The organism is Aeromonas dhakensis, from assembly GCF_002285935.1.
GTDB lineage: Bacteria > Pseudomonadota > Gammaproteobacteria > Enterobacterales > Aeromonadaceae > Aeromonas > Aeromonas dhakensis.
On sequence record NZ_CP023141.1, the window covers coordinates 1,341,322 to 1,362,050 of the forward strand.

General features: G+C 65.2%; 22 protein-coding genes. 16 read left to right on the forward strand and 6 right to left on the reverse strand.

Annotated elements, in window-relative coordinates; genetic code table 11:
* The first annotated feature begins 21 nt into the window (after positions 1–21).
* The 11 genes from exeD (at position 22) to exeN (ending at position 10,651) form a co-directional block, all read left to right on the forward strand.
* Positions 22–2,058, forward strand: a complete 2,037-nt coding sequence (exeD, locus tag CK627_RS06635) for a GspD family T2SS secretin variant ExeD (protein WP_010635231.1) — start codon at positions 22–24, stop codon at positions 2,056–2,058.
* Positions 2,058–3,563, forward strand: a complete 1,506-nt coding sequence (exeE, locus tag CK627_RS06640) for a GspE family T2SS ATPase variant ExeE (RefSeq protein ID WP_017787449.1) — start codon at positions 2,058–2,060, stop codon at positions 3,561–3,563. Before exeD ends, exeE begins: the two co-directional genes overlap by 1 nt.
* A gap of 1 nt (position 3,564) precedes the next feature.
* A complete protein-coding gene (exeF, locus tag CK627_RS06645) occupies positions 3,565–4,785 on the forward strand; it encodes a GspF family T2SS innner membrane protein variant ExeF (protein WP_017765226.1) in 1,221 nt (406 codons plus the stop codon).
* A gap of 151 nt (positions 4,786–4,936) precedes the next feature.
* The gene (gene exeG, locus CK627_RS06650; protein ID WP_005308483.1) at positions 4,937–5,368 is read left to right on the forward strand and encodes a GspG family T2SS major pseudopilin variant ExeG; all 432 of its coding nucleotides are present in this window, start codon (positions 4,937–4,939) and stop codon (positions 5,366–5,368) included.
* Positions 5,369–5,415: 47 nt separating this feature from the next.
* A complete protein-coding gene (gene exeH / locus CK627_RS06655) occupies positions 5,416–5,979 on the forward strand; it encodes a GspH family T2SS minor pseudopilin variant ExeH (RefSeq protein WP_017783588.1) in 564 nt (187 codons plus the stop codon).
* On the forward strand, positions 5,976–6,335 hold the full coding sequence (gene exeI, locus CK627_RS06660; RefSeq protein ID WP_005308487.1) for a GspI family T2SS minor pseudopilin variant ExeI: 360 nt from the start codon (positions 5,976–5,978) through the stop codon (positions 6,333–6,335). The genes exeH and exeI overlap by 4 nt, the downstream gene beginning before the upstream one ends.
* Positions 6,336–6,379: 44 nt before the next feature.
* The gene (gene exeJ, locus CK627_RS06665; protein ID WP_095591953.1) at positions 6,380–7,027 is read left to right on the forward strand and encodes a GspJ family T2SS minor pseudopilin variant ExeJ; all 648 of its coding nucleotides are present in this window, start codon (positions 6,380–6,382) and stop codon (positions 7,025–7,027) included.
* Positions 7,017–8,042 (forward strand): GspK family T2SS minor pseudopilin variant ExeK, encoded by a 1,026-nt coding sequence (exeK, locus tag CK627_RS06670; protein WP_095591954.1) that lies wholly within the window; start codon positions 7,017–7,019, stop codon positions 8,040–8,042. The genes exeJ and exeK overlap by 11 nt, the downstream gene beginning before the upstream one ends.
* 119 nt (positions 8,043–8,161) lie before the next feature.
* Positions 8,162–9,346: a GspL family type II secretion system protein ExeL gene (gene exeL / locus CK627_RS06675; protein WP_017780399.1), complete on the forward strand. Its 1,185-nt coding sequence runs from the start codon at positions 8,162–8,164 to the stop codon at positions 9,344–9,346.
* Complete coding sequence (exeM, locus tag CK627_RS06680) at positions 9,343–9,834, forward strand: GspM family type II secretion system protein ExeM (protein ID WP_005308496.1); 492 nt, start codon at positions 9,343–9,345, stop codon at positions 9,832–9,834. Before exeL ends, exeM begins: the two co-directional genes overlap by 4 nt.
* 61 nt (positions 9,835–9,895) lie before the next feature.
* On the forward strand, positions 9,896–10,651 hold the full coding sequence (gene exeN / locus CK627_RS06685) for a GspN family type II secretion system protein ExeN (RefSeq protein WP_095591955.1): 756 nt from the start codon (positions 9,896–9,898) through the stop codon (positions 10,649–10,651).
* 60 nt (positions 10,652–10,711) lie between these two features.
* Here exeN and CK627_RS06690 read toward each other — a convergent pair whose 3' ends face one another.
* Positions 10,712–11,527, reverse strand: coding sequence for a helix-turn-helix transcriptional regulator (locus CK627_RS06690; protein ID WP_095591956.1), 816 nt, complete (start codon positions 11,525–11,527; stop codon positions 10,712–10,714).
* Positions 11,528–11,693: 166 nt separating this feature from the next.
* Here CK627_RS06690 and tyrS point away from each other — a divergent pair, with 166 nt between their 5' ends.
* A complete protein-coding gene (gene tyrS, locus CK627_RS06695; RefSeq protein ID WP_095591957.1) occupies positions 11,694–12,959 on the forward strand; it encodes a tyrosine--tRNA ligase in 1,266 nt (421 codons plus the stop codon).
* Here the strand turns inward: tyrS and CK627_RS06700 are convergent.
* On the reverse strand, positions 12,954–13,859 hold the full coding sequence (locus tag CK627_RS06700) for a LysR family transcriptional regulator (protein WP_095591958.1): 906 nt from the start codon (positions 13,857–13,859) through the stop codon (positions 12,954–12,956). The two genes, tyrS and CK627_RS06700, sit on opposite strands and share 6 nt — an antisense overlap.
* A 116-nt stretch (positions 13,860–13,975) precedes the next feature.
* Here CK627_RS06700 and CK627_RS06705 point away from each other — a divergent pair, with 116 nt between their 5' ends.
* Complete coding sequence (locus tag CK627_RS06705; RefSeq protein ID WP_095591959.1) at positions 13,976–15,082, forward strand: NADH:flavin oxidoreductase; 1,107 nt, start codon at positions 13,976–13,978, stop codon at positions 15,080–15,082.
* 69 nt (positions 15,083–15,151) lie between these two features.
* On the opposite strand, the gene yrfG is transcribed toward CK627_RS06705, so the two are convergent.
* Positions 15,152–15,820, reverse strand: a complete 669-nt coding sequence (yrfG, locus tag CK627_RS06710) for a GMP/IMP nucleotidase (protein ID WP_017787456.1) — start codon at positions 15,818–15,820, stop codon at positions 15,152–15,154.
* Between the two features lie 138 nt (positions 15,821–15,958).
* On the opposite strand from yrfG, the gene nudE reads away from it, so the two are divergent.
* From nudE to CK627_RS06725, 3 genes are all read left to right on the forward strand, one after another.
* Positions 15,959–16,567, forward strand: coding sequence for an ADP compounds hydrolase NudE (nudE, locus tag CK627_RS06715; protein WP_010635219.1), 609 nt, complete (start codon positions 15,959–15,961; stop codon positions 16,565–16,567).
* Between the two features lie 35 nt (positions 16,568–16,602).
* Positions 16,603–17,415 carry a 3'(2'),5'-bisphosphate nucleotidase CysQ gene (gene cysQ, locus CK627_RS06720; protein WP_005308514.1) on the forward strand — a complete coding sequence of 271 codons (813 nt, stop codon included), beginning with the start codon at positions 16,603–16,605 and terminating at the stop codon, positions 17,413–17,415.
* Between the two features lie 412 nt (positions 17,416–17,827).
* Positions 17,828–19,099, forward strand: coding sequence for an SLC5/6 family protein (locus CK627_RS06725; protein ID WP_095591960.1), 1,272 nt, complete (start codon positions 17,828–17,830; stop codon positions 19,097–19,099).
* A 72-nt stretch (positions 19,100–19,171) separates the two neighbouring features.
* Here CK627_RS06725 and CK627_RS06730 read toward each other — a convergent pair whose 3' ends face one another.
* From CK627_RS06730 to metJ, 3 genes are all read right to left on the reverse strand, one after another.
* Positions 19,172–19,510 carry a tRNA-binding protein gene (locus tag CK627_RS06730; RefSeq protein ID WP_095591961.1) on the reverse strand — a complete coding sequence of 113 codons (339 nt, stop codon included), beginning with the start codon at positions 19,508–19,510 and terminating at the stop codon, positions 19,172–19,174.
* A gap of 84 nt (positions 19,511–19,594) precedes the next feature.
* Positions 19,595–20,347 (reverse strand): AraC family transcriptional regulator, encoded by a 753-nt coding sequence (locus CK627_RS06735; RefSeq protein ID WP_095591962.1) that lies wholly within the window; start codon positions 20,345–20,347, stop codon positions 19,595–19,597.
* A 34-nt stretch (positions 20,348–20,381) separates the two neighbouring features.
* On the reverse strand, positions 20,382–20,705 hold the full coding sequence (gene metJ, locus CK627_RS06740) for a met regulon transcriptional regulator MetJ (protein ID WP_005308521.1): 324 nt from the start codon (positions 20,703–20,705) through the stop codon (positions 20,382–20,384).
* Positions 20,706–20,729 lie beyond the last annotated feature (24 nt).

Genomic DNA, 20,729 nt, shown 5'->3' on the forward strand with positions numbered 1-20,729 from the left:
TGAATTGGAGTAGCACCAAGAATGACAAATAAAGGGAAGGGCTGGCGTCTGGCCACCGTGGCCGCGGCGTTGATGATGGCAGGCTCAGCCTGGGCCACCGAATACTCCGCCAGCTTCAAGAATGCCGACATCGAAGAGTTCATCAACACGGTCGGCAAGAACCTGAACAAGACCATCATCATAGAGCCGTCGGTACGGGGCAAGATCAACGTCCGCAGCTATGACCTGCTCAACGAAGACCAGTACTACCAGTTCTTCCTGAGCGTGCTCGACGTCTATGGCTTCGCCGTGGTCCCGATGGACAACGGCGTGCTCAAGGTGGTGCGCTCCAAGGATGCCAAGACCTCCGCCATCCCGGTGGTGGACGAGAGCAACCCCGGTAGCGGCGACGAGATGGTGACCCGGGTCGTGCCGGTGCGCAACGTCTCGGTGCGCGAGCTGGCGCCGCTGCTGCGCCAGCTCAACGACAACGCCGGCGGCGGCAACGTGGTCCATTACGACCCCTCCAACGTGCTGCTGATTACCGGCCGCGCCGCCGTGGTCAACCGGCTGGTGGAAGTAGTGCGCCGGGTCGACAAGGCGGGCGACCAGGAAGTGGACATCGTCAAGCTGAAGTACGCCTCCGCCGGTGAAATGGTGCGGCTGGTGACCAACCTCAACAAGGACGGCAACAACCAGGGGGCCAACACCTCCCTGCTGCTGGCCCCCAAGGTGGTGGCCGACGAGCGCACCAACTCCGTGGTGGTGAGCGGCGAGCCCAAGGCGCGCGCCCGCATCATCCAGATGGTGCACCAGCTCGACCGTGACCTGCAGAGCCAGGGCAACACCCGGGTCTTCTATCTGAAATACGGCAAGGCCAAGGATCTGGTGGAGGTGCTCAAGGGCGTCAGCTCCAGCATCGAGGCCGACAAGAAGGGCGGCGCGGCTACCACCACAGGCGGTGGCGGTGCCAGCATCGGCGGTGGCAAGCTGGCCATCTCCGCCGACGAGACCACCAATGCGCTGGTGATCACCGCCCAGCCGGACGTGATGGCCGAGCTGGAGCAGGTGGTCGCCAAGCTCGACATCCGCCGTGCCCAGGTGCTGGTGGAGGCGATCATCGTCGAGATCGCCGATGGCGACGGCCTCAACCTCGGGGTGCAGTGGGCCAACACCAATGGCGGCGGCACCCAGTTCACCAATACCGGTTTGCCGATAGGTTCGGTGGCCATCGCGGCCAAGGATTACAAGGATAACGGGACCACCACCGGCCTGGCCTCGCTGGCCAAAGAGTTCAACGGTATGGCGGCCGGTTTCTATCACGGCAACTGGGCCGCGCTGGTGACGGCCCTGTCGACCAACTCCAAGAGCGATATTCTCTCCACCCCGAGTATCGTCACCATGGACAACAAGGAAGCCTCCTTCAACGTCGGCCAGGAAGTGCCGGTGCAGAGCGGCTCCCAGAGCTCCACCACCAGCGATCAGGTGTTCAACACCATCGAGCGCAAGACGGTGGGCACTAAGCTGGTGGTGACGCCGCAGATCAACGAGGGGGATTCCGTGCTGCTCAACATCGAGCAGGAGGTCTCCAGCGTAGCGAACAAACCTGCCGAGGGAACGGCAACACTTGGCCCGACCTTCGATACCCGCACCATCAAGAACGCCGTGCTGGTGAAGAGCGGCGAGACAGTGGTGCTGGGCGGCTTGATGGATGAGAAAACCAGCGAAACCGTCTCCAAGGTGCCGCTGCTCGGCGACATCCCGGTGCTGGGCTATCTGTTCCGTTCGACCAATAACAGCACCTCCAAGCGCAACCTGATGGTCTTTATCCGGCCCACCATTTTGCGGGATGCCAACATCTACACAGGTGTTTCCAGCAACAAGTACACCGAGTTCCGCTCCGAGCAGCAGGAGGCGGCGGCGCAGGAGGGCTACCTCACCTCGCCCAAGCGCCAGGTGCTGCCCGAGTACAGCCAGGGTGTGACAACATCGCCCGAGGCACAAAAGCAGATTGAACAGATGAAGCAGCACCAGCAGACGACAATCGACTCGGTGCAGCCATTCGTGGGTAACAAGTAATGGCGGCATACCAGCTGGATGGCGTCGACATGCCGGCAGCCCTACCCGAGCTGCCGTTTGCCTTCGCCCGCAACTTCGGCGTGATCCTGACCGAGCGGCAGGGGGCCCCGGTGCTGCTCTGCCGCCAGGGCGTGACGCCGCAAACCCTACTGGAAGTGCGGCGGGTGGCGGGCTGCGCCTTCACGGTGGAGCAGATGGACGGCGAGGCCTTCGAAGAGCTGCTGATGGCCCACTACCAGCGCGACTCCTCCGAGGCGCGCCAGCTGATGGAGGACCTCGGCAACGAGATGGACTTCTTCGCGCTGGCCGAAGAGCTGCCCCAGAGCGAAGACCTGCTGGACGCCGACGACGATGCCCCCATCATTCGCCTCATCAACGCCATGTTGAGTGAGGCGATAAAAGAAGAGGCGTCCGACATCCACATCGAGACCTTCGAGCGGGCCCTGGTGATCCGGTTTCGCATCGATGGGGTGCTGCGGGAGATCCTGCGCCCCCATCGCAAGCTCGCCTCCCTGCTGGTGTCGCGCATCAAGGTGATGTCGCGCATGGACATCGCCGAGAAGCGGGTGCCGCAGGATGGTCGCATCTCGTTGCGCATCGGCGGCCGGGCGGTGGACGTGCGGGTCTCCACCATGCCGTCCAGCTATGGCGAGCGGGTGGTGTTGCGTCTGCTCGACAAGAACAACGTGCGGCTGGAGCTCAAGCAGCTCGGCATGACGCTGGCCAACCGCAACATCATCAGCGAACTCATTCGCAAGCCTCACGGCATCATTCTGGTGACGGGCCCGACCGGTTCGGGCAAGTCGACCACCCTCTACGCAGCCCTCTCCGAGATCAACTCGCGGGATCGCAACATCCTGACCGTCGAAGACCCCATCGAATATGACCTCGAAGGGGTGGGCCAGACCCAGGTCAACAGCAAGGTGGACATGACCTTCGCCCGCGGCCTGCGCGCCATCCTGCGTCAGGATCCGGACGTGGTGATGGTGGGGGAAATCCGTGACCTAGAGACCGCCCAGATTGCGGTGCAGGCGTCGCTGACCGGTCACCTGGTGATGTCGACCCTGCACACCAACACCGCCATCGGTGCCATCACCCGGATGCGGGACATGGGCATCGAGCCCTTCCTGCTCTCCTCGTCACTGCTGGCGGTACTGGCCCAGCGGCTGGTGCGCACCCTCTGCCCCGATTGCCGCGCCCCGCGCCCCATCACCGAGCAGGAGCGCATTGCCATGGGCATCGAACTGGCGCCTGATCAGCAGGTGTGGCGCCCGGTGGGCTGCGAGCAGTGCAACCACACCGGCTATCGCGGCCGGACCGGCATCCACGAGCTGGTGGTGGTGGACGAGGCGGTACGCGAGGCGATCCACAGCGCCAGCGGCGAGCTGGCCATCGAGCGGTTGATCCGGGGCCATACCCCCAGCATCCGCCGCGACGGCATCGACAAGGTGCTCAAGGGGCAGACCAGCCTCGAAGAGGTGCTGCGCGTGACCCGGGAAGACTGAGATGGCGGCATTTGAATACAAGGCCCTCGACGGCAAGGGTCGCAACAAGAGCGGCGTACTGGAGGGGGATTCCGCCCGTCAGGTACGCCAGCTGTTGCGCGAGCAGGGGCTGACCCCGCTCGAGGTGAACGAGACCACCGAGAAGGCCAAGCGCGAGGCGAACCGCTTCGTGTTGTTCCGCCGTGGTGCCAGCACCGCCGAGCTTGCGATGATCACCCGCCAGCTGGCGACCCTGGTGGGGGCCGGCCTCACCATCGAAGAGGCACTCAAGGCCGTCGCCGAGCAGTGCGAGAAGGCCCACCTGCGCAGCATGGTGGCCACGGTGCGCAGCAAGGTGGTGGAGGGCTATTCGCTGGCCGATTCGCTGGGGGCTTTCCCCCATGTGTTCGATCAGCTGTTCCGCTCCATGGTGGCGGCCGGCGAGAAGTCCGGTCACCTGGAGAAGGTGCTCAACCGCCTCGCCGACTACACAGAGCAGCGTCAGCACATGCGCACCAAGCTGCTGCAGGCGATGATCTACCCCATCGTATTGACCTGCGTCGCCATCGGCGTGATCTCCATCCTGCTCACCGCCGTGGTGCCCAAGGTGGTGGCCCAGTTCGAACACATGGGCCAGCAACTGCCGGCCACCACCCGCTTCCTTATCGGTACCAGCGAGCTGATGCAGCACTACGGCCTCTGGTTCCTGTTGCTGCTGCTGGTGGGCGGCTTTGTCTGGCGCTGGTGGCTGACCGACGACAAGCGTCGTCGTCACTGGCACCAGCTGATCCTGCGTCTGCCGGTGATCGGCCGGGTCAGCCGCGGTCTCAACACTGCCCGTTTCGCCCGCACCTTAAGCATCCTCAACGCCAGCGCCGTGCCGCTGCTGGAGGGGATGAAGATCTCCGGCGAAGTGCTCTCCAACGACTTTGCCCGCATGCGTATCGGTGAGGCCACCGAGCGGGTGCGGGAGGGGACCAGCCTGCGCAAGTCGCTGGATGAAACCAAAATTTTTCCGCCCATGATGCTGCACATGATCGCCTCCGGCGAGCAGAGCGGCGAGCTCGACAACATGCTGGAGCGGGCGGCGGACAACCAGGATCGGGAGTTCGAAACCCAGGTGAACATCGCCCTCGGGGTGTTCGAACCCATGCTGGTGGTCTCCATGGCCGGGGTGGTGCTGTTCATCGTGATGTCGATCCTGCAGCCGATCCTGGAGCTCAACAATATGGTGAATTTGTAAGGTTCGGACGTTCGAATATGCTTCGCTATTCGAACCTACCAGTCCAATCAACTCCGTAGGTTCGATTAGCCGACAGGCGTCATCGAACGATCGTGGTTTAACAGTTAATCGTTGATGGTTCATGCCATCTCATTTCGTGAGGGAGTAAGTCATGCAAAAGCGTCGTCAATCGGGTTTTACCCTGCTGGAAGTGATGGTGGTCATCGTGATCCTGGGGATCCTGGCCAGCCTGGTGGTGCCCAACCTGATGGGCAACAAGGAGAAGGCCGACCAGCAGAAAGCGGTCTCCGACATAGTGGCGCTGGAAAACGCCCTCGACATGTACAAGCTGGACAACAACCGCTACCCGACTACCGAGCAGGGGCTGGACGCGCTGGTCAACAAGCCGACCGCCGCACCTGAGCCGCGCAGCTACCGGGAAGGGGGTTACATCAAGCGCCTGCCGCAGGATCCCTGGGGCAACCCGTACCAGATGCTGAGCCCGGGCCAGTTCGGCAAGATCGACATCTTCTCCATGGGGCTGGATGGCGAAGCCGGTACCGATGACGACATCGGCAACTGGAACCTGAAGGACTTCCAATAAGTGATCCCGCCGCGCCGCGCTCACCGAGTCATCCCGAGGCTGCCTGAATGAAGGCGGCCTCTTCTGCCCGTCGCCAGGCCGGTTTTACCCTGCTGGAAGTGTTGCTGGTGGCCATGTTGATGGGTCTGGTGGCCACTGCCGTCACCCTCAGCATGGGTGGCGCAAGAGGGGATAGAGAGCTCGACAAGCAGGCGCGCCGCTTCATGGCCGTGCTGCAGCAGGCGCAGGAGTACTCGGTGATGGATGGCCGGCTGGTGGGCCTGCGGGTGGAGGACAACGGCTGGCAGTTCATGCAGCGCGCGGCCAAGGATCGCAAGTGGCAGGTGATGAGCGGCGACAAGCTGCTGGATCGGGTCGAGCTGCCAGACAACATGCAGCTGGCCATCGAGCTCGAGGGCTTCAGCTGGCGGACCGACTCCGACGAGAAGTACGAGAAGGGGCGCGAAGAGAAGGATCGCACGCCCCAGGTGTTCATCTTTCCCGGTGGCGAGCTGACCCCCTTCGTGCTGACCCTGACCCAGCAGGACGACGATCAGCGCTATGTGCGCACCGTCAAGGCGGACGAGTTCGGCCGCCTGCGCCTGCTGCAGGACGAGGAGGAAGAGGAATGAACGCCCGCGGCATGACCCTGCTGGAAGTCATGGTGGCGCTGGCGGTGTTCGCCATCGCCGGGCTGGCGGTGATGAAGACCGCCAGCGAGCACCTCTCCGGCCTCAACTATCTGGAACAGAAGACCCTGGCAACCTGGGTGGTGGAGAACCAGCTGGTGCAGCAGAAGCTCGAAGCCAAGTGGCCCGGTGACAGCTGGGTGGAGGGGGACGAGCAGATGGCGGGCCAGACCTGGTACTGGCGCTATCGCGGCGTCGCCACCGCCGACAGCAACTTCAAGGCGCTGGACATGGAAGTGCGCACTGCGCCCAAGGCCGACAGCCCGGTGGCCATGATCCGGACCTATATCAGCCGATGAACCTGCATCAAGGTGTCTCCATAAGCCGGAGCCGGCATCAGCCGATGAACATTCACCAACGTCTCTCCATTAGCCGGCGTCAGACGGGGTTTACCCTGCTGGAGATGCTGGTGGCCATCGCCATCTTCGCCGGCCTGAGCCTGGGCGCCTATCAGGTGCTGCAAGGGGTGCTCACCAGCGACGAGGTGGCCAAGCGCAAGGAGGCGCGTCTCTCCGAGCTGCAGCTGGCCTTCTCCGTGCTGGAGCGGGACGTCACCCAGATGGTGCCGCGCAGCGGCCGCATCGACGGCGAGAGCAACAAGGTGCTGCTGGCGGCCTCCCGCTTCGGCCAGCAGAGCGACGACTGGGGCATGGCCTTCATGCGCGGCGGCTGGCTCAACCCGGACGGCATGCTGCCGCGCTCCGGCCTGCAGCGGGTCGGTTGGCGGCTCAAGGATCACAAGCTGGAGCGGCTGAGCTACCTCTACCCGGATCCGGTGATCGGCACCGAGCCGCGCATTCAGCCGATGCTGGATCGGGTGACGGCGCTGCGGCTCTACTTCTACGACAAGGGCAGTTGGAAAGAGGAGTGGACCCAGCGCAACGTGCTGCCCTACGGGCTGGCGGTGGAGCTGGATCTTGAAGACTACGGCACCATTCGCCGCCAGTTCCTGATCGGCGCCGGCGGCCAGCGAGCGGACAATGGCAATTAAGCGCGGCCGGGGCCGATCCCGCACCACACCGCGCCGCCAGGGGGGCATGGCCCTGCTGGTGGTGCTGCTCATCCTGTCGGTGATGGTGATCATCGCCAGCAACATGAGCGGCCGGTTGCAGCTGGAGCTGCGTCGTACCGCCAACCTCACCGCCGGCAAGCAGGCCTGGTGGTATGCCATGTCGGCGGAGGCGCTGGTGAGCAAGGTGCTGGCCCAGGATTTCAAGGACGACCCCAACGTGGTCAGCCTGGGGCAGAACTGGGCGCGCCAGGACGCGGTCTTCCCGGTGGATGACGGCAAGCTCACCGGCCGGGTGCGAGACCTGCAATCCTGCTTCAACCTCAACAGCCTGAGCGTGCCGTTGAAGGACGGGATCAGCGGCGACGATCTGGAGAAGCAGCCCTATCCGGTCAAGGTGTTCAAGGCGCTGCTCAAGCAGCTCGAGGTGGAAGATTACGAGGCGGTGCAGCTGACCGATGCCATCCGCGACTGGACCGACAAGGATACCGTGCTGGTGTCGAGCTACGGCGCCGAGGATGCCTATTACGAAGGGCTCACCCCCCCTTATCTGACCGCCAACCAGTGGATGCTCGGCACCGACGAGCTGCGGGCGGTGCGCGGGGTGAGCGCCAAACTGTACGCCCGGCTGGCCCCCTATGTGTGCGCCCTGCCCAACGACAAGCTGGTGGTGAACGTCAACACCATCCGGCCGGAGCAGTCGGCCCTGCTGGTGGCGCTCTATCTGGACAAGGTGGGGTTGGACGATGCCAAGCGGGTGCTGACCAGCCGTCCCCAGAAGGGGTGGAAGAACAAGAAGGAGATGACGGACCAGATGCCGCTGCAGGTGAGCTCCATTCCGGGGCTGGATGCGGCGCTGGACGTCAAGAGCAGCTATTTCGAAGCCAGGCTGCTTGCCGAGGTGGGTGACACCCGGGCCAGGCTGGAGAGCGTCTTCGTGCGCGGCAAGGACAACAAGCTGGTGATGCTGCGCCGTCTGAACGGCGGCGCCGAATAACAAGGGAGGCGGGTGACGGTCGTTGGCCGGCCCGCGCCATCCCCCGATTGGACTGCAGCCCATGGCTGCGCGCCCGCCCATCCCGAGGGGTGCGAGCGAGCATGGCAGGAGAGACATTAGTGAGCGAGAGTCTGGTCATCCGTCTGGGGACCAATGCGCAGCAGCCGGTCGAGTGGCTGGTGTGGTCGGGCGGGGAGGAGGAGGTGATTGCCTCCGGTACCCTGGCCTCGGCCCATGCCCTGGGCGAGCTGCAGGAGCGGGCCGGCGGCCGCCCGGCGGTGGTGCTGGTGCCCGGCAGCGATCTTATCTTCCGGCGGGTGAGCCTGCCGGGCAAATACAGCCGCCAGAGTGCGGCCGCGCTTCCCTATCTGCTGGAGGAGCAAATCGCCTCCGACGTGGATGAGCTGCACCTGGTGGTGCTGGGCCATCAGGGTCACGAGGTGGACCTGATGGCGGTCGACAAGGAGAAGATGCAGACCTGGCTCGGCTGGCTGGAGCAGGCCGGTCTCAAGAGCCGGCAACTGCTGCCGGACGTGCTGGCGCTGCCGCAGGCGAGCGAGGGCTGGTCGGCGCTGCAGCTGGGCAAGGAGTGGCTGCTGCGCCAGGGGCCCTGTCAGGGCATCGTCGCCGACGAGCCGCTGCTGGCCATGCTGCTGGCGGCGGAGCCGGCGCCGGTGACCATTCACTGCCATACCCCGCCGCCGGCCATTGCGGCGGCCAGCTGGCAGGCGGCCGATCCCGAACTGCCCATGCTGCTGCTGGCCCGGGGCGCGCTCGCCAGTCAGGCCAACCTGCTGCAGGGGCCATACCGGCCGCAGACCGAATACTCCCGCTACTGGCAGCAGTGGCGCAAGGTGGCGGTGGTGGCCGGGGCGCTGCTGGTGGTGGCGTTCGCCCAGCGCGGCGTACAGCTCTATCAGCTGGCGGAGCAGGACAAGGCGCTCAAGGCGGAGATCCGGCAGGTCTACACCCGGATCTTCCCGGGGGAGAGCCGCATCGTCAACGTGCGCAGCCAGATGACCCAGCACCTCCAGCAGCTGGGGCAAACGCCCCAGGACGGGGTGTTGATGGTGCTGACCGAGCTGGCGCCCACCTTTGCCGAAGTACCTGGCCTCAAGCCCGAGGTGCTGCGTTTTGACGCGGCTCGCGGCGAGCTCAGGCTGCAGGTGACGGCCCCCGGTTTTGCCGAGATCGAGCGTTTTCGCGAGCTGGCCGGCAAGCGCTTCGAGGTGCAGCAGGGGGAGGTGCGCAGCACCGAAGGCAAGGTCGAAGGGGCACTGGTGCTGAAGGGTAAATCATCATGATGGACAAACTACAAGGCTGGTGGCGGAGCATCAGCGCCCGCGAGCAGCGGCTGGTGGCGGTGGGTGGCAGCGTACTGTTGATCGGCTTCTGCTACTGGGTCATCTGGCAGCCCATCGGCAACCGCATCGACGAGCGCGAGCGGCAGGTATTGAGCCAGCAGCAGACCCTCGCCTGGCTGAAAGAGAAGGGTGAAGAGGTGCTGGCGCTGCAGGGTGGCCAGGGCCGCCAGCTCGATACCAGCGGCACCCTGGAAGGGGTGGTCAACCGCACCGCCTTCAACCAGAAGATCAAGATTGCCCGGCTGCAGCCCCAAGGCCAGGAGCTGCAGGTGTGGATCGACACGGTAGCGTTCGATGATCTGCTGATCTGGCTGGCGACCCTGGCGGATCGCCATGGCGTGCAGGTACAGGTGATCGAGCTGGCCAGCGAGAATCTGGCGCCCGGTCTGGTCAAGGTACGCCGCTTGCAGCTGAGCCGTCCCCAATGAAACAACGCGTCCCGAGCAGGGCCTCGCGCCTGAACGGGCGTTTGCAGTCGAGTCGTTTTCTATGAAGCAAAGAGTGCTGATTGCCGTGCTGTTTCTGGCGGCCTATCTGGTTTTCCTGCTGGCCAAGCTGCCGGCCTCTCTGGTGGTGCGCTACCTGCCGCTACCGCCCCTGGTGCAGCTGGAAGGGGTGAGCGGCACCCTCTGGAACGGCCAGGTCGCCCGCTTGCAATACGCCAGCGAGTCGTTGACCCAGCTGCGCTGGGAGCTCAACGGCTGGTCGCTGCTGCGTTTTGCCCCTGAGGTGTCCCTGCGCTTTGGCGAGCGCAGCGGCCTCAACGGGCAGGGGGTGGTCGGCTGGAGCGGCGCCGCCTTCGGCCGCGACATCACCCTCAACGTGCCGGCCCCCTGGCTGCTGGCGCGGGTGCCGATGCAACTGCCCGTGCCGGTGACGGTGGCTGGCCAGTTGCAGCTCAAGCTCGATCAGTTTGCCCAGGGCAACCCCTGGTGCGACAACCTCTACGGCAACCTCTACTGGTACGGGGCCGATGCCGATACCCCGGCCGGCAAGCTGGTGCTGGGGGATCCCGAGATCAAGCTGACCTGCATCGACTCCCGGCTGGTGGCCGAGCTCAAGCAGGGCTCGGAGGCGGTACAGGTGCAGGGCAAGCTGGAGCTGCAGGCCAATCGCCAGTACCTGTTCCAGGGCACCCTCAAACCCGGGCCCGATCTGCCGGAGCAGATGAAGCAGGGACTTCCCTTCCTCGGCCAGCCCGATGGGCAGGGGCGCTTCCCGCTGCGCTACCAGGGCCGCATCTGACGGTCTTGCCGTTTGATCTGGCATGCATCAACACCACCCCGCCTCGGCGGGGTGGTGTCGTTATGGGGAGGTGCCGGCCGGCGCCGTGATGAGGTGATTGAGGAAGAAGCGGAACAGCTCGGCCCGTGAGCGCAGGTGCAGCTTGGCGTAGAGGTGCTTGCGATGATTCTTCACCGTGCCGCTGCCGATGCCAAGCGCTCCGGCAATGGCCTCGGTATCCAGCCCCTGCAACAGCAATCCCGCCACCTGACGCTCGCGGCGGGTGAGGCTTGCGCCCCCCACGCTGGCGATGGCCTGCTCCACCGTCGCCTTGAGATCGGCGCCACCCGGTAGCATCGGGTTCTGGGCCAGCAACGCGGCTCCCTCCCGCCAGTGCTGGCGGCACAGCGAATGCACCAGCGGAAACAGCGCCTCCAGCCGGGCCAGTTCGTCACGACTGAGGGAGCTGCGCTTGTCGAGGCGGCCCAGAAACAGCATCAGGGTGAGGCCGTCGCGCACCGGCAGGATCAGCCCCACCTCCTCCTGCCAGCCGGTGGCCTGATAGAAGTGGTGGCGATACTCGGGGTCGAGCCGTCCGCGCGACACCTGCGCCAGGGTCCAGACTCCGGCCCCCAGCCCCCGTTCCAGCGCCTGCATAAAGGGATCCTGGCTGAAGTGGCGGGTGAGGTAGCGATCGAACAGCAGCGCCCGCTGGTGGTGCAGGTTGTCATAGAGGTAGACGGGGCGCTGTCCCACCCCGAGCAGCAGGGCGCAGTCGAACGCCACCTGCTGCTGGATAAGGCGCACTAGGGCTGCCGGGAAGCCGCTGCCATGCAGGGCATCGACGACGGCGGTGAGGTTCGTGGTCAGCGAATCTGCGGTGAGGGGTTGGGTCATGGCAATAAGTTCCGGGTGGCGGGCAGGCTCCCCGCGATGGTCGTGCGATGGTCACACTATGGCCGGATGCTAGCACGGGAGTGGCAAAACTGTCCCCTGGGGGACATATTCGGCGCGGGCCGGAGCGGCGAGGATGTAGCCTTTTCCCTCTGCTGTTGGAGTACCCATGATCAACCCCCACCTGCTCGATGAGCTGACCAAACGCGGCCTGGTGGCCCAGAATTCCGACCCGGCGGCGCTGGCCGATCACCTCGCCACCCCGCGCATCGTCTACTGCGGCTTCGATCCCACCGCCGGCAGCCTGCATATCGGCCATCTGGTGCCGCTGCTGATGCTGCGCCGCTTCCAGCTCGCCGGCCACACCCCGGTGGCGCTGGTGGGTGGTGCCACTGGCCTTATCGGCGATCCCAGCTTCAAGGCAAGCGAGCGCAGCCTCAACAGCGCCGAGACGGTGCAGGGCTGGGTAGCCAGCCTGTCTGCCCAGATAAGTGCCCTGCTACCGGCGAGCGACGGGCTGGCGGCGCCGCTGCTGGTCAACAACGCCGACTGGATGGGGCAGATGTCCGCCCTCGCTTTTTTGCGGGACATCGGCAAGCACTTCTCGGTCAACGCCATGCTGGCCCGCGAGTCGGTGCGCCAGCGCCTCGCCCGACCGGATCAGGGCATCTCGTTCACCGAGTTCTCCTACACCCTGCTGCAATCCCAGGACTTCGCGGTGCTCAACCAACGCCTCGGCTGCACCCTGCAGATAGGTGGCAACGACCAGTGGGGCAACATCACCAGCGGCATGGACCTCACCCGCCGGCTCAATCAGGCCCAGGTCTATGGCATGACCCTGCCGCTCATCACCAAGGCCGATGGCACCAAGTTCGGCAAGACCGAGGGGGGCGCAATCTGGCTCGATCCGGCGCTCACCTCGCCCTACGCCTTCTACCAGTTCTGGCTCGGCACCGCGGACGAGGATGTCTACCGCTTCCTGCGCTACTACAGCTTTATGGCGCTGACCGAGATTGAGGCGCTGGAAGTGGAGGATGCCACGCGGCAGGGGCGCAAGCTGGCCCAGCAGGTGCTGGCGGACGAGCTGACCGAGCTGGTGCACGGCAAGGGGGCGCTGGCGGCGGCGCGGCGCATCAGCGAGCTCTTGTTCAGCGGTGACGTGGCCCGCCTTGGCGAGAGCGATCTGGCCCAGCTGGCCCAGGATGGCCTGTCGAGCAGTCCCATCGAGGGGGAAACGGATCTGGTGACCCTGCTGGTGGAGTGCGGCCTGGCGAACTCCAGGCGCATCGCTCGCGAGCTGCTGGCGGCGGGGGCGGTCAGCCTCAACGGTGCAATCCGCCAGGATGGGCCAGTGACCGACGGCGACTGGTTGTTCGGCCGCTACCTGCTGCTGCGCCGGGGCAAGAAGCAGTACCACCTGGTGATCCGCTCATGAGGGGGTGAGCGCCTCGATGACGTAGTCGAGGAAGTGGCCGACCAGGGCCGACTCGGCCCGGCGCTGGGTGTAGAGGGCGTAGAAGCCGGTTCCCTTGGGACGGTAGTCGGGCAGCACCTCGCGCACCACTCCCTCGGCCAGCTCGGCCGCCACCAGGTAGCGCGGCAGGCGGGCGATCCCCAGCCCCTGGCGCATCGCCTGGTGAATCGCCTTCTTGCTGCTGAAGGCCAGCTCGCCCGCCACTTCCAGCGGGATCTCGCGCCCCTGGGCAAGCAGGGTCCAGCACTCGTGACGGCTGTACTCCTGGCAGCGGGTGATGAGGGGGTGCTGCTGCAGATCCTGCGGCTCGCTCAAGGGCGGGTGGCGGTCCAGGTAGTCGGCGCTGGCGCAGAGCACCAGATCGTCCACCGCGATGGGGCGCGCCAGATAGGGCTGGCTGCCAAGCTCGGTGCTGCGAAACGCCACGTGCAGGTTGTCGCGCAGCAGGTCGGCCGGGGTATTGCTGAAGTCGGCGATGATCCGCACCTCGGGGTGGTCGGCGCGAAAGCGCAGCAGCACCGGGGTCAGCACCACCTCGCCCCACAGATCCGGCGCCGTGATGCGCAGCTCCCCGCACAGGGCCGAGCGGCGGCGCTGCAGGCCGTCCAGCAACTGCTCGTGCAGGGCGATCATCTGGTCGGCCTGGCGGTAGGCGAGCTCCCCCGCATCGGTTAGTTGCACCCGGCGGGTGGTGCGGCTCAAGAGCGTGTTGCCGAGGCTCTGCTCCAGGTGGCGCAGATCCTTGGAGGCCTTGCTCGGGGTGATGCCGAGCTGGGCCGCCGCCGCGGCGAAGGATCCGCAGCGGACGATGGCGACCAGCAGGCGCATCAGGTAGAGGGTGTCGAGCTTGTGGTGACGCATGAGGGGTGACCTATTGTGTCTTGCTGGGAATGAATGCCTTGCTTGTGTGCCTGATTATATCCTGATTGTCCCGGTTTATAGTGGCGGCCATTCCATTGCGATCCCGGGAGAGGGCGATGAACAAGGCACTTGGCGACAGCTTCCACTTCGAACGGGCCGGATTGCGGCTCAAAAACCGGGCCGTGCTGGCCCCTTTGACCCACAACATGAGCGGTGCAGGCGGCGATCCCGCTCAGGCCGAGCTCGACTGGCTGGCACGCTGTGCTCGCGGCGGCTTCGGCCTGCTCATCGCCGCCGCTACCCAGGTACAGCCCGGCGGACGCTGCTGGGCGGGGCAGCCGGCCCTGATGACCGACACCCAGCAGCAGGCCTTCACGGCCCTGGCCGACAGTACGCGGCAGGCCGGGGCACTGGCGGTGGTGCAGCTGCATCACGGCGGGATGCGGGCCTTGCCCGAACTGAACGACGGGGCGCCGGTCGGTCCGTGCGCGCTGGCGCCGGGCGGGCGCTACCCGCTCGGGGTCAAGGGGCTGAGCGAGGAGGGGATTCTTACGCTGATCGAGGCCTTCGTGGGCGCCGCCGAGCGGGCCCATGGTGCCGGCCTGCACGGGGTCGAGCTGCACGGGGCCCACAACTTCCTGCTCTGCAACTTCCTCAACCCCCTGCACAACCGGCGCACCGACCGCTGGGGTGGCAGCATCGCCAACCGGGCGCGGATCCTGGTGGAGATAGTGCGCGGCATCCGCGCCCGCCTGCCCCGGGACTTTCTGGTCGGGGTGCGCCTCTCCCCCGAGAGCTATGCCCATATCCAGGGCATAGAGCTGCCCCATCAGCTGGCGGTGGCGCACCTGCTGGCGGACGAGGGGATCGACTACCTGCACTTCTCCATGGGGGACAGCTTCAAGGCGGTGGCGGGGGACCCCGACGGCGGCGCCCTGCTGGAGGCGGTGCGGGTCGGGTTGGCCGGGCGGGTGCCGCTCATGGTGGCGGGCAAGATCCACGATGCAGCCTCGGCCGAGCTGGCCCTGGCCGGCGGCGCCGACCTGGTAGCGGTGGGCACGGCGGCGATCGGAAATCCGGACTGGATGGAACGGGTGAGCCGCGGCCTGCCGCTGCAGCGCGCCCCCTTCACGGCGGCGCACCTCGCAGAGATCGGCTTCACCCCGAGCGCCCTCGACTACCTGGCCGGCATGGGGGTGCTGGTCCCGCGCGATGCGGCCTGAGGGCTTTAATCAGCGGACTGGCTGCTGAGCCGATATGACAAGGCCCTCGCGATGAGGGCCTTGAGCGTATCAGGTGCCGAGGGGCAACAGCTCGGCGTAGTCGCGGATCGCCGGAAAGGCGGTGATGCGCTGCTCGGGCTGCCGGCTGTCCGGGTTCTGGATGGCGAGCTGGTAGCCGATCCCGTAATCGGCGGCGGCGCGCAGGATCCGCTCGCTGTCATCCACGAACAGGGTGCGAGCCGGGTCGAACGCCAGCCGCTCGGCCAGTGCCTGCCAGCAGTGCTGGCTCTCCTTCGACCAGCCCAGCTCGTGGGTGCTCACCATCAGATCGAGGTGCTCGGCGAGGCCGAGGTGCGCATCCTTGACCGACAGGCTGGCGGGGTGGGCATTGGTGAAGAGCACCAGCTGCTTGCCGGCGGCCTTGAGCGCGGCCAGGAAGGGGATGACGTTGGGGCGCCACTGGATCTTCTCCAGGATCTCCTGCTTGAAGGCGCGGATGTCGAGCCCGAGCGTCTCGCTCCAGTAATCTACGCAGTACCAGTCGAGGGTGCCGCTGACGGCCTGGTAGTGCGCCTCGATCTGCACTCTGGCCTCGGCCAGCGGCAGGCCGAGTCGCTCGGCATAGCGCTCGGGGACCAGCTGCTGCCAGAGGTGGTTGTCAAAATGGAGATCGATCAGGGTGCCATCCATATCGAGCAGGACAGTGTCTATCTGGTGCCAGGGCAGTGGGGTCGGCATGGGGCCTCGGTGGTCGGGTCGAAACGGGCGGGCATTATAACGGATTTTTCCCGCCGCTTTCCCACCCTTGCCCCGTGGTGTTCGAGAGGGGAGTCGTTTACTCTTGAAACACGATTTTTTAACGAGCAGCCAGCCCCGATGAGTGATCACCACCAACGCAAACCCGTCCACCTCAGCGTCGACACCATGGCGCACGACAAGAGCAAGCCGGAGATCCTCAATGCCGAGATAGTGGCCGAGAGCCGGCTGTTCAAGGTGGAGTCGCTTCACCTCAAGTTTTCCAACGGCGAGGAGCGGGTCTACGAGCGGATGCGTGGCGGCAACCGGGGCGCCGTCATGGTGGTGCCGCTGTTTGATGCCCACACCCTGCTGCTGGTGCGCGAGTACGCGGCGGGCACCCACTCCTACGAGCTGGGCTTTCCCAAGGGACTGATCGACCCGGGCGAAGATGCCTTCGAGGCGGGCAACCGGGAGCTGATGGAGGAGGCGGGCTTCGGGGCCAACAGCCTGACCCTGCTCAAGCAGGTGTCGCTGGCGCCGGGCTACTTCTCCAGCCGGATGGACATCTTGCTGGCGCGGGATCTCTTCCCCGAGCAGCGGGTGGGTGACGAGCCCGAGCCCCTCGAGGTGATCCCCTGGCCGCTGAACCGGATCGACGAATTGCTGGCGCGACCCGACTTCACGGAGTCGCGCAGCATCAGTGCGCTGCTGCTGGCCCAACGCTGGCTGGCGGAGCAGGCAGAGTAGCCCGCAGGGGCAGTTTGAATACAGAGGATAACAAGATGCAGGAGTTGTTGGCCTGGGTGCCGGGGGTCAAGGAGATCGCGCGCGAAGCGGGCAGGATCCTTCACGAAATCTATCACGGCGGTCAGTTCGAGCGTCAGCTGAAGGAGGATGCGACCCCGGTCACCAGTGCCGATCTTGCTGCCGATGCCTACCTCAAACAGGCGCTGTCGGCGCTCACTCCCCATGTTCCCGTGCTGACCGAAGAGGCGGCCGACATCCCCTTCAGTCAGCGCGCCAACTGGCGTCAGTACTGGCTGGTGGATCCCCTCGACGGCACCGGCGAGTTCATCGCCGGCAGCGGTGACTTCGCCACCCTGATCGCCCTGGTACAGGATAACGTGCCGGTACTCGGCGTCATCTATGCCCCCGAGTCGGACGTGCTCTACTGGGCGGTGCGCGGCCATGGCGCCTTCAAGGAGGCGAACGGCGAGGTGCACCCCATCAGCGCCATGCACCACGAACACGATCAGCCCGATTCGCTGGTGGTGGCCATCAGTCGCCGCCAGAAGCTGGAGAACCTGACCCGCCGCCTCAACCCGGCCATCAACTACGAGCTGATCCCGCTCGGCTCCAGCTCCCTCAAGTCCTGTCTGGTGGCGGAAGGGGCGGCCGACTGCTACGTGCGGCTCGGCCCCACCGGCGAGTGGGACACCGCCGCCGCCCAGTGCATCGTCGAGGCGGCCGGTGGTCGCATCCTCAGCCTGGCGCTGCAGCCGCTGCGTTACAACGAGACGGAGTCGCTGGAGAACCCGGACTTCATCGTGATGGGGGATCCGGATCTCGCCTGGGGCAGCATTCTGGCTCACTGAGCGGGTGAATATCTTATCGTTGACGGCAATCAGGCGGCCCCATGGCCGCCTGATTGCATGGTGTGATCCGCTGGTTTTATCGGGGATGAACAGGAATATCCGCTGGCAAAGCGCGGGAATGACAGTGAATCATCACAAGAGAGGGCGGCGGAATGGCACGATTTTTCAGGTAATTCTGTAAACGATCATTTGGTCAAAATAAAAAATTGACCATGAATGAAAATTTGGTTTTAAATTTCACTAAATTGACTGAATTTAGTTTTACTCATTTATGTGATCCCGATTCCATTCCCAATCTCACTGGCTGAAGCCCGTAATGGTAGTGATATGTTTCAGGGGGGATTTTTGAGAATTAAATCCCGATAAACCACAATGAACTCAGATTAAAATACTGACAAAAAGTGAATTAGTAATGAGTTTATCTGTAGACGTCACAGGGGAGCTGTCCGGTTCCCGCTCCACCACCGTCAGCGCCACCCCCTGGCGCCGCCACGACACCCACTGGGTCATCAGCCTGTTTGGTACCGCCGTCGGTGCCGGCATCCTGTTCCTGCCCATCAACCTGGGTCTGGGCGGGATCTGGCCCCTCATCATAGTCGCCGTGCTGGCCGGCCCCATGACCTTCCTGGCGCACCGCGGGCTGGCGCGCTTCGTGCTTTCCTCTTCGCTCCCCCACGCCGACTTCACCGAGGTGGCCCAGGAGCACTTCGGCAAGATGGCCGGCCGCCTCATCTCGGCGCTCTATTTCCTCTCCATCTTCCCGATCCTGCTCATCTACGGGGTCGGGCTGACCAACACGGTGGAGAGCTTCATGATCAATCAGCTCGGCATGGCGACCCCGAACCGGGTGATGCTCTCCGGCATGCTGGTGTTCGCCATGATCGCCGTGATGCTGGCCGGTGAGAAGGCGATGCTGCGCGCCTTTGCCGTCATGGTCTATCCACTGGCGGCCATCCTGGCGGCCCTCTCCTGCTACCTCATTCCCCAGTGGCAGTGGCCACAGCTGGGCAGCCTGGAGGGAGGCAGCTTCCTCAACACCGTCTGGCTGGCGCTGCCGGTCACCGTGTTCGCCTTCAGCCACGCCGCCGCCATCTCCGGTTTTGCCAACGTGCAGCGCCGGGAGTACGGCGAGCAGGCGGAAGCCAAGAGCAGTCTGATCCTGCGCAACACCACCGTCATGCTGGTGGGCTTCGTGCTGTTCTTCGTCTTCTCCTGCGTGCTGAGCCTCTCGCCGGCCCAGCTGGCCGAGGCCAAGGCCCAGAACGTCTCGGTACTCTCCTATCTTGCCAACATCACCGACAACCCGGTGATCGTGACCCTGGGGCCGCTCATCGCCTTCATCGCCATCAGCTCCTCCTTCCTCGGTCACTTCCTCGGGGCCCGCGAGAGCCTGAAAAGCCTGATCGCCAAGCCCACCGGTCTGTCGCTGGCCAAGGCGGACAAGCTCGGCATCGCCCTGATGTTCTTCTCCATCTGGGGCGCCGCCATCATCAACCCGGGGATCCTGGGGCTGATGGAGACCCTCTCCGGTCCGGTGATCGCCATGATCCTGTTCATCATGCCGGTGGTGGCCATCTACAAGGTGGAGGCGCTGGCGCGCTTCCGCCAGCGCTGGGCCAACGGCTTCATCCTGCTGACCGGCTCGCTGGCGGTGTCGGCGCTGATCTTCAGCCTGCTGAAGTAACGGCGAGCAACCAGCCGCAAAAGAGAGAGGCGACCCCAGGGTCGCCTCTCTTGTATCCGTCCGGTGGTGGCCTCAGCCGAGCTTGGCGCCGTTTTGCACCGCCTGCTCGGGGATGGCGATCACCACGGCGCCATCCGGCCGGTAGAAGCCGGTCAGCAGAAACTCCGACTGGATCGGGCCTATCTGCTTGGGGGGGAAGTTCACCACGGCGACGATCTGGCGACCTACCAGCTCCTCCGGTCGATAGAGGTCGGTGATCTGGGCGCTGCTCTTGCGCACCCCGAGCTCGGGGCCGAAATCCGCCCACACCTTGTAGGCCGGGCGGCGCGCCTCGGGGAAGGGCTCGACCCGCACCAGGGTGCCCACCCTGAGCTCCACCATCTCGAAATCCTGCCAGCTTATGGTCTGCATCTTGGCTCCTCGTTGCCCATACCTTGCATGAGCCTCAGCATGCCTCGAAACCACCAGCGCCGTCTTCGGCAAACGGCCGCCCGGTTACGGCAAGCGGCCGTTTTGTTGGCGCCAGAGGGAAGGGGTCACTCCGGTTTCGGCCAGGAAGCGCTCGCCGAAGGCCCCCTGATTCTGGTAACCGCAGCGGCTGGCCACGTCGCCGACGGGCAGGGCGGTGTGGGCGAGCAGGGTACGCGCCAATGCCATGCGCCGCGCCCGGATGTAGTGGGAGACGCTCATCCCCACCTGCTGCTGGAAGGCGTGCTTGAACTGGCTCTGGCCGAGGCAGGCGATGGCGGCCAGCCGCTCGTTGCTGAGGGGCTCGGCGAGATGGGCCTCGATATGGCGCTGCACCTTTCCGATGCGCGGGGCGAGGCGGGCTCGGCCGCGCGAGCCTACCTGCTGCGCCTCTGCCAGCAGACCCAGCCACACCTGCTCCATGCCGGCCACGTGGCGCCCCTCGGCCACCATGCGGTGCAGGAAGGCGAGGTAGTGGCGCTGAGCCTCGTCCAGCTCGATGAAGGGGCGCTCGCCCAGCTCGCCGGGCAGCCAGTGACTCTCCTGCACCAGAAACGAGAGCGCCGGATCGGCAGCGTAGTCGTGCCGCTCACCGGGGGCGATGATGCAGGCAAAGCCGGGCGCAAGCCGCCGCCCCTGGCCCTGCACCTCGATCTCGATGGGACCGTCGAGGGGGATCACCAGCTGGGCATGGTCGTGGCTGTGGCTGCAGACGTCGCTCTGGTAGCGACGCAGGCTGAAAGGGGCGGATAGCGATGACGCGGCCTGGGGCCGCGTCATCGAAGGGGGTTTGCTGTCTGGCATCTGCTGCAGATTACTCGGCGTCGAAATCTTCGATCTCTTTGCCCAGCGCTTCCATGATGGCACGCGCCTCGGCAGGGACGCTGTCCGGATGATCCTTGCGCAGATCTTCGTCGCAGGGCAGCGGCTGACCGGTGAAGGCGTGCAGGAAGGCTTCGCAGAGCAGCTCGCTGTTGGTCGCATGACGCAGGTTGTTCACCTGACGGCGGGTGCGCTCATCGGTCAACACCTTCAGCACCTTGAGCGGGATCGAGACGGTAATCTTCTTGACCTGTTCGCTCTTCTTGCCGTGCTCCGCGTAGGGGCTGACGTAGTCGCCGTTCCACTCTGTACCCATGATCCACCTGTTCTCGTTTAGCCG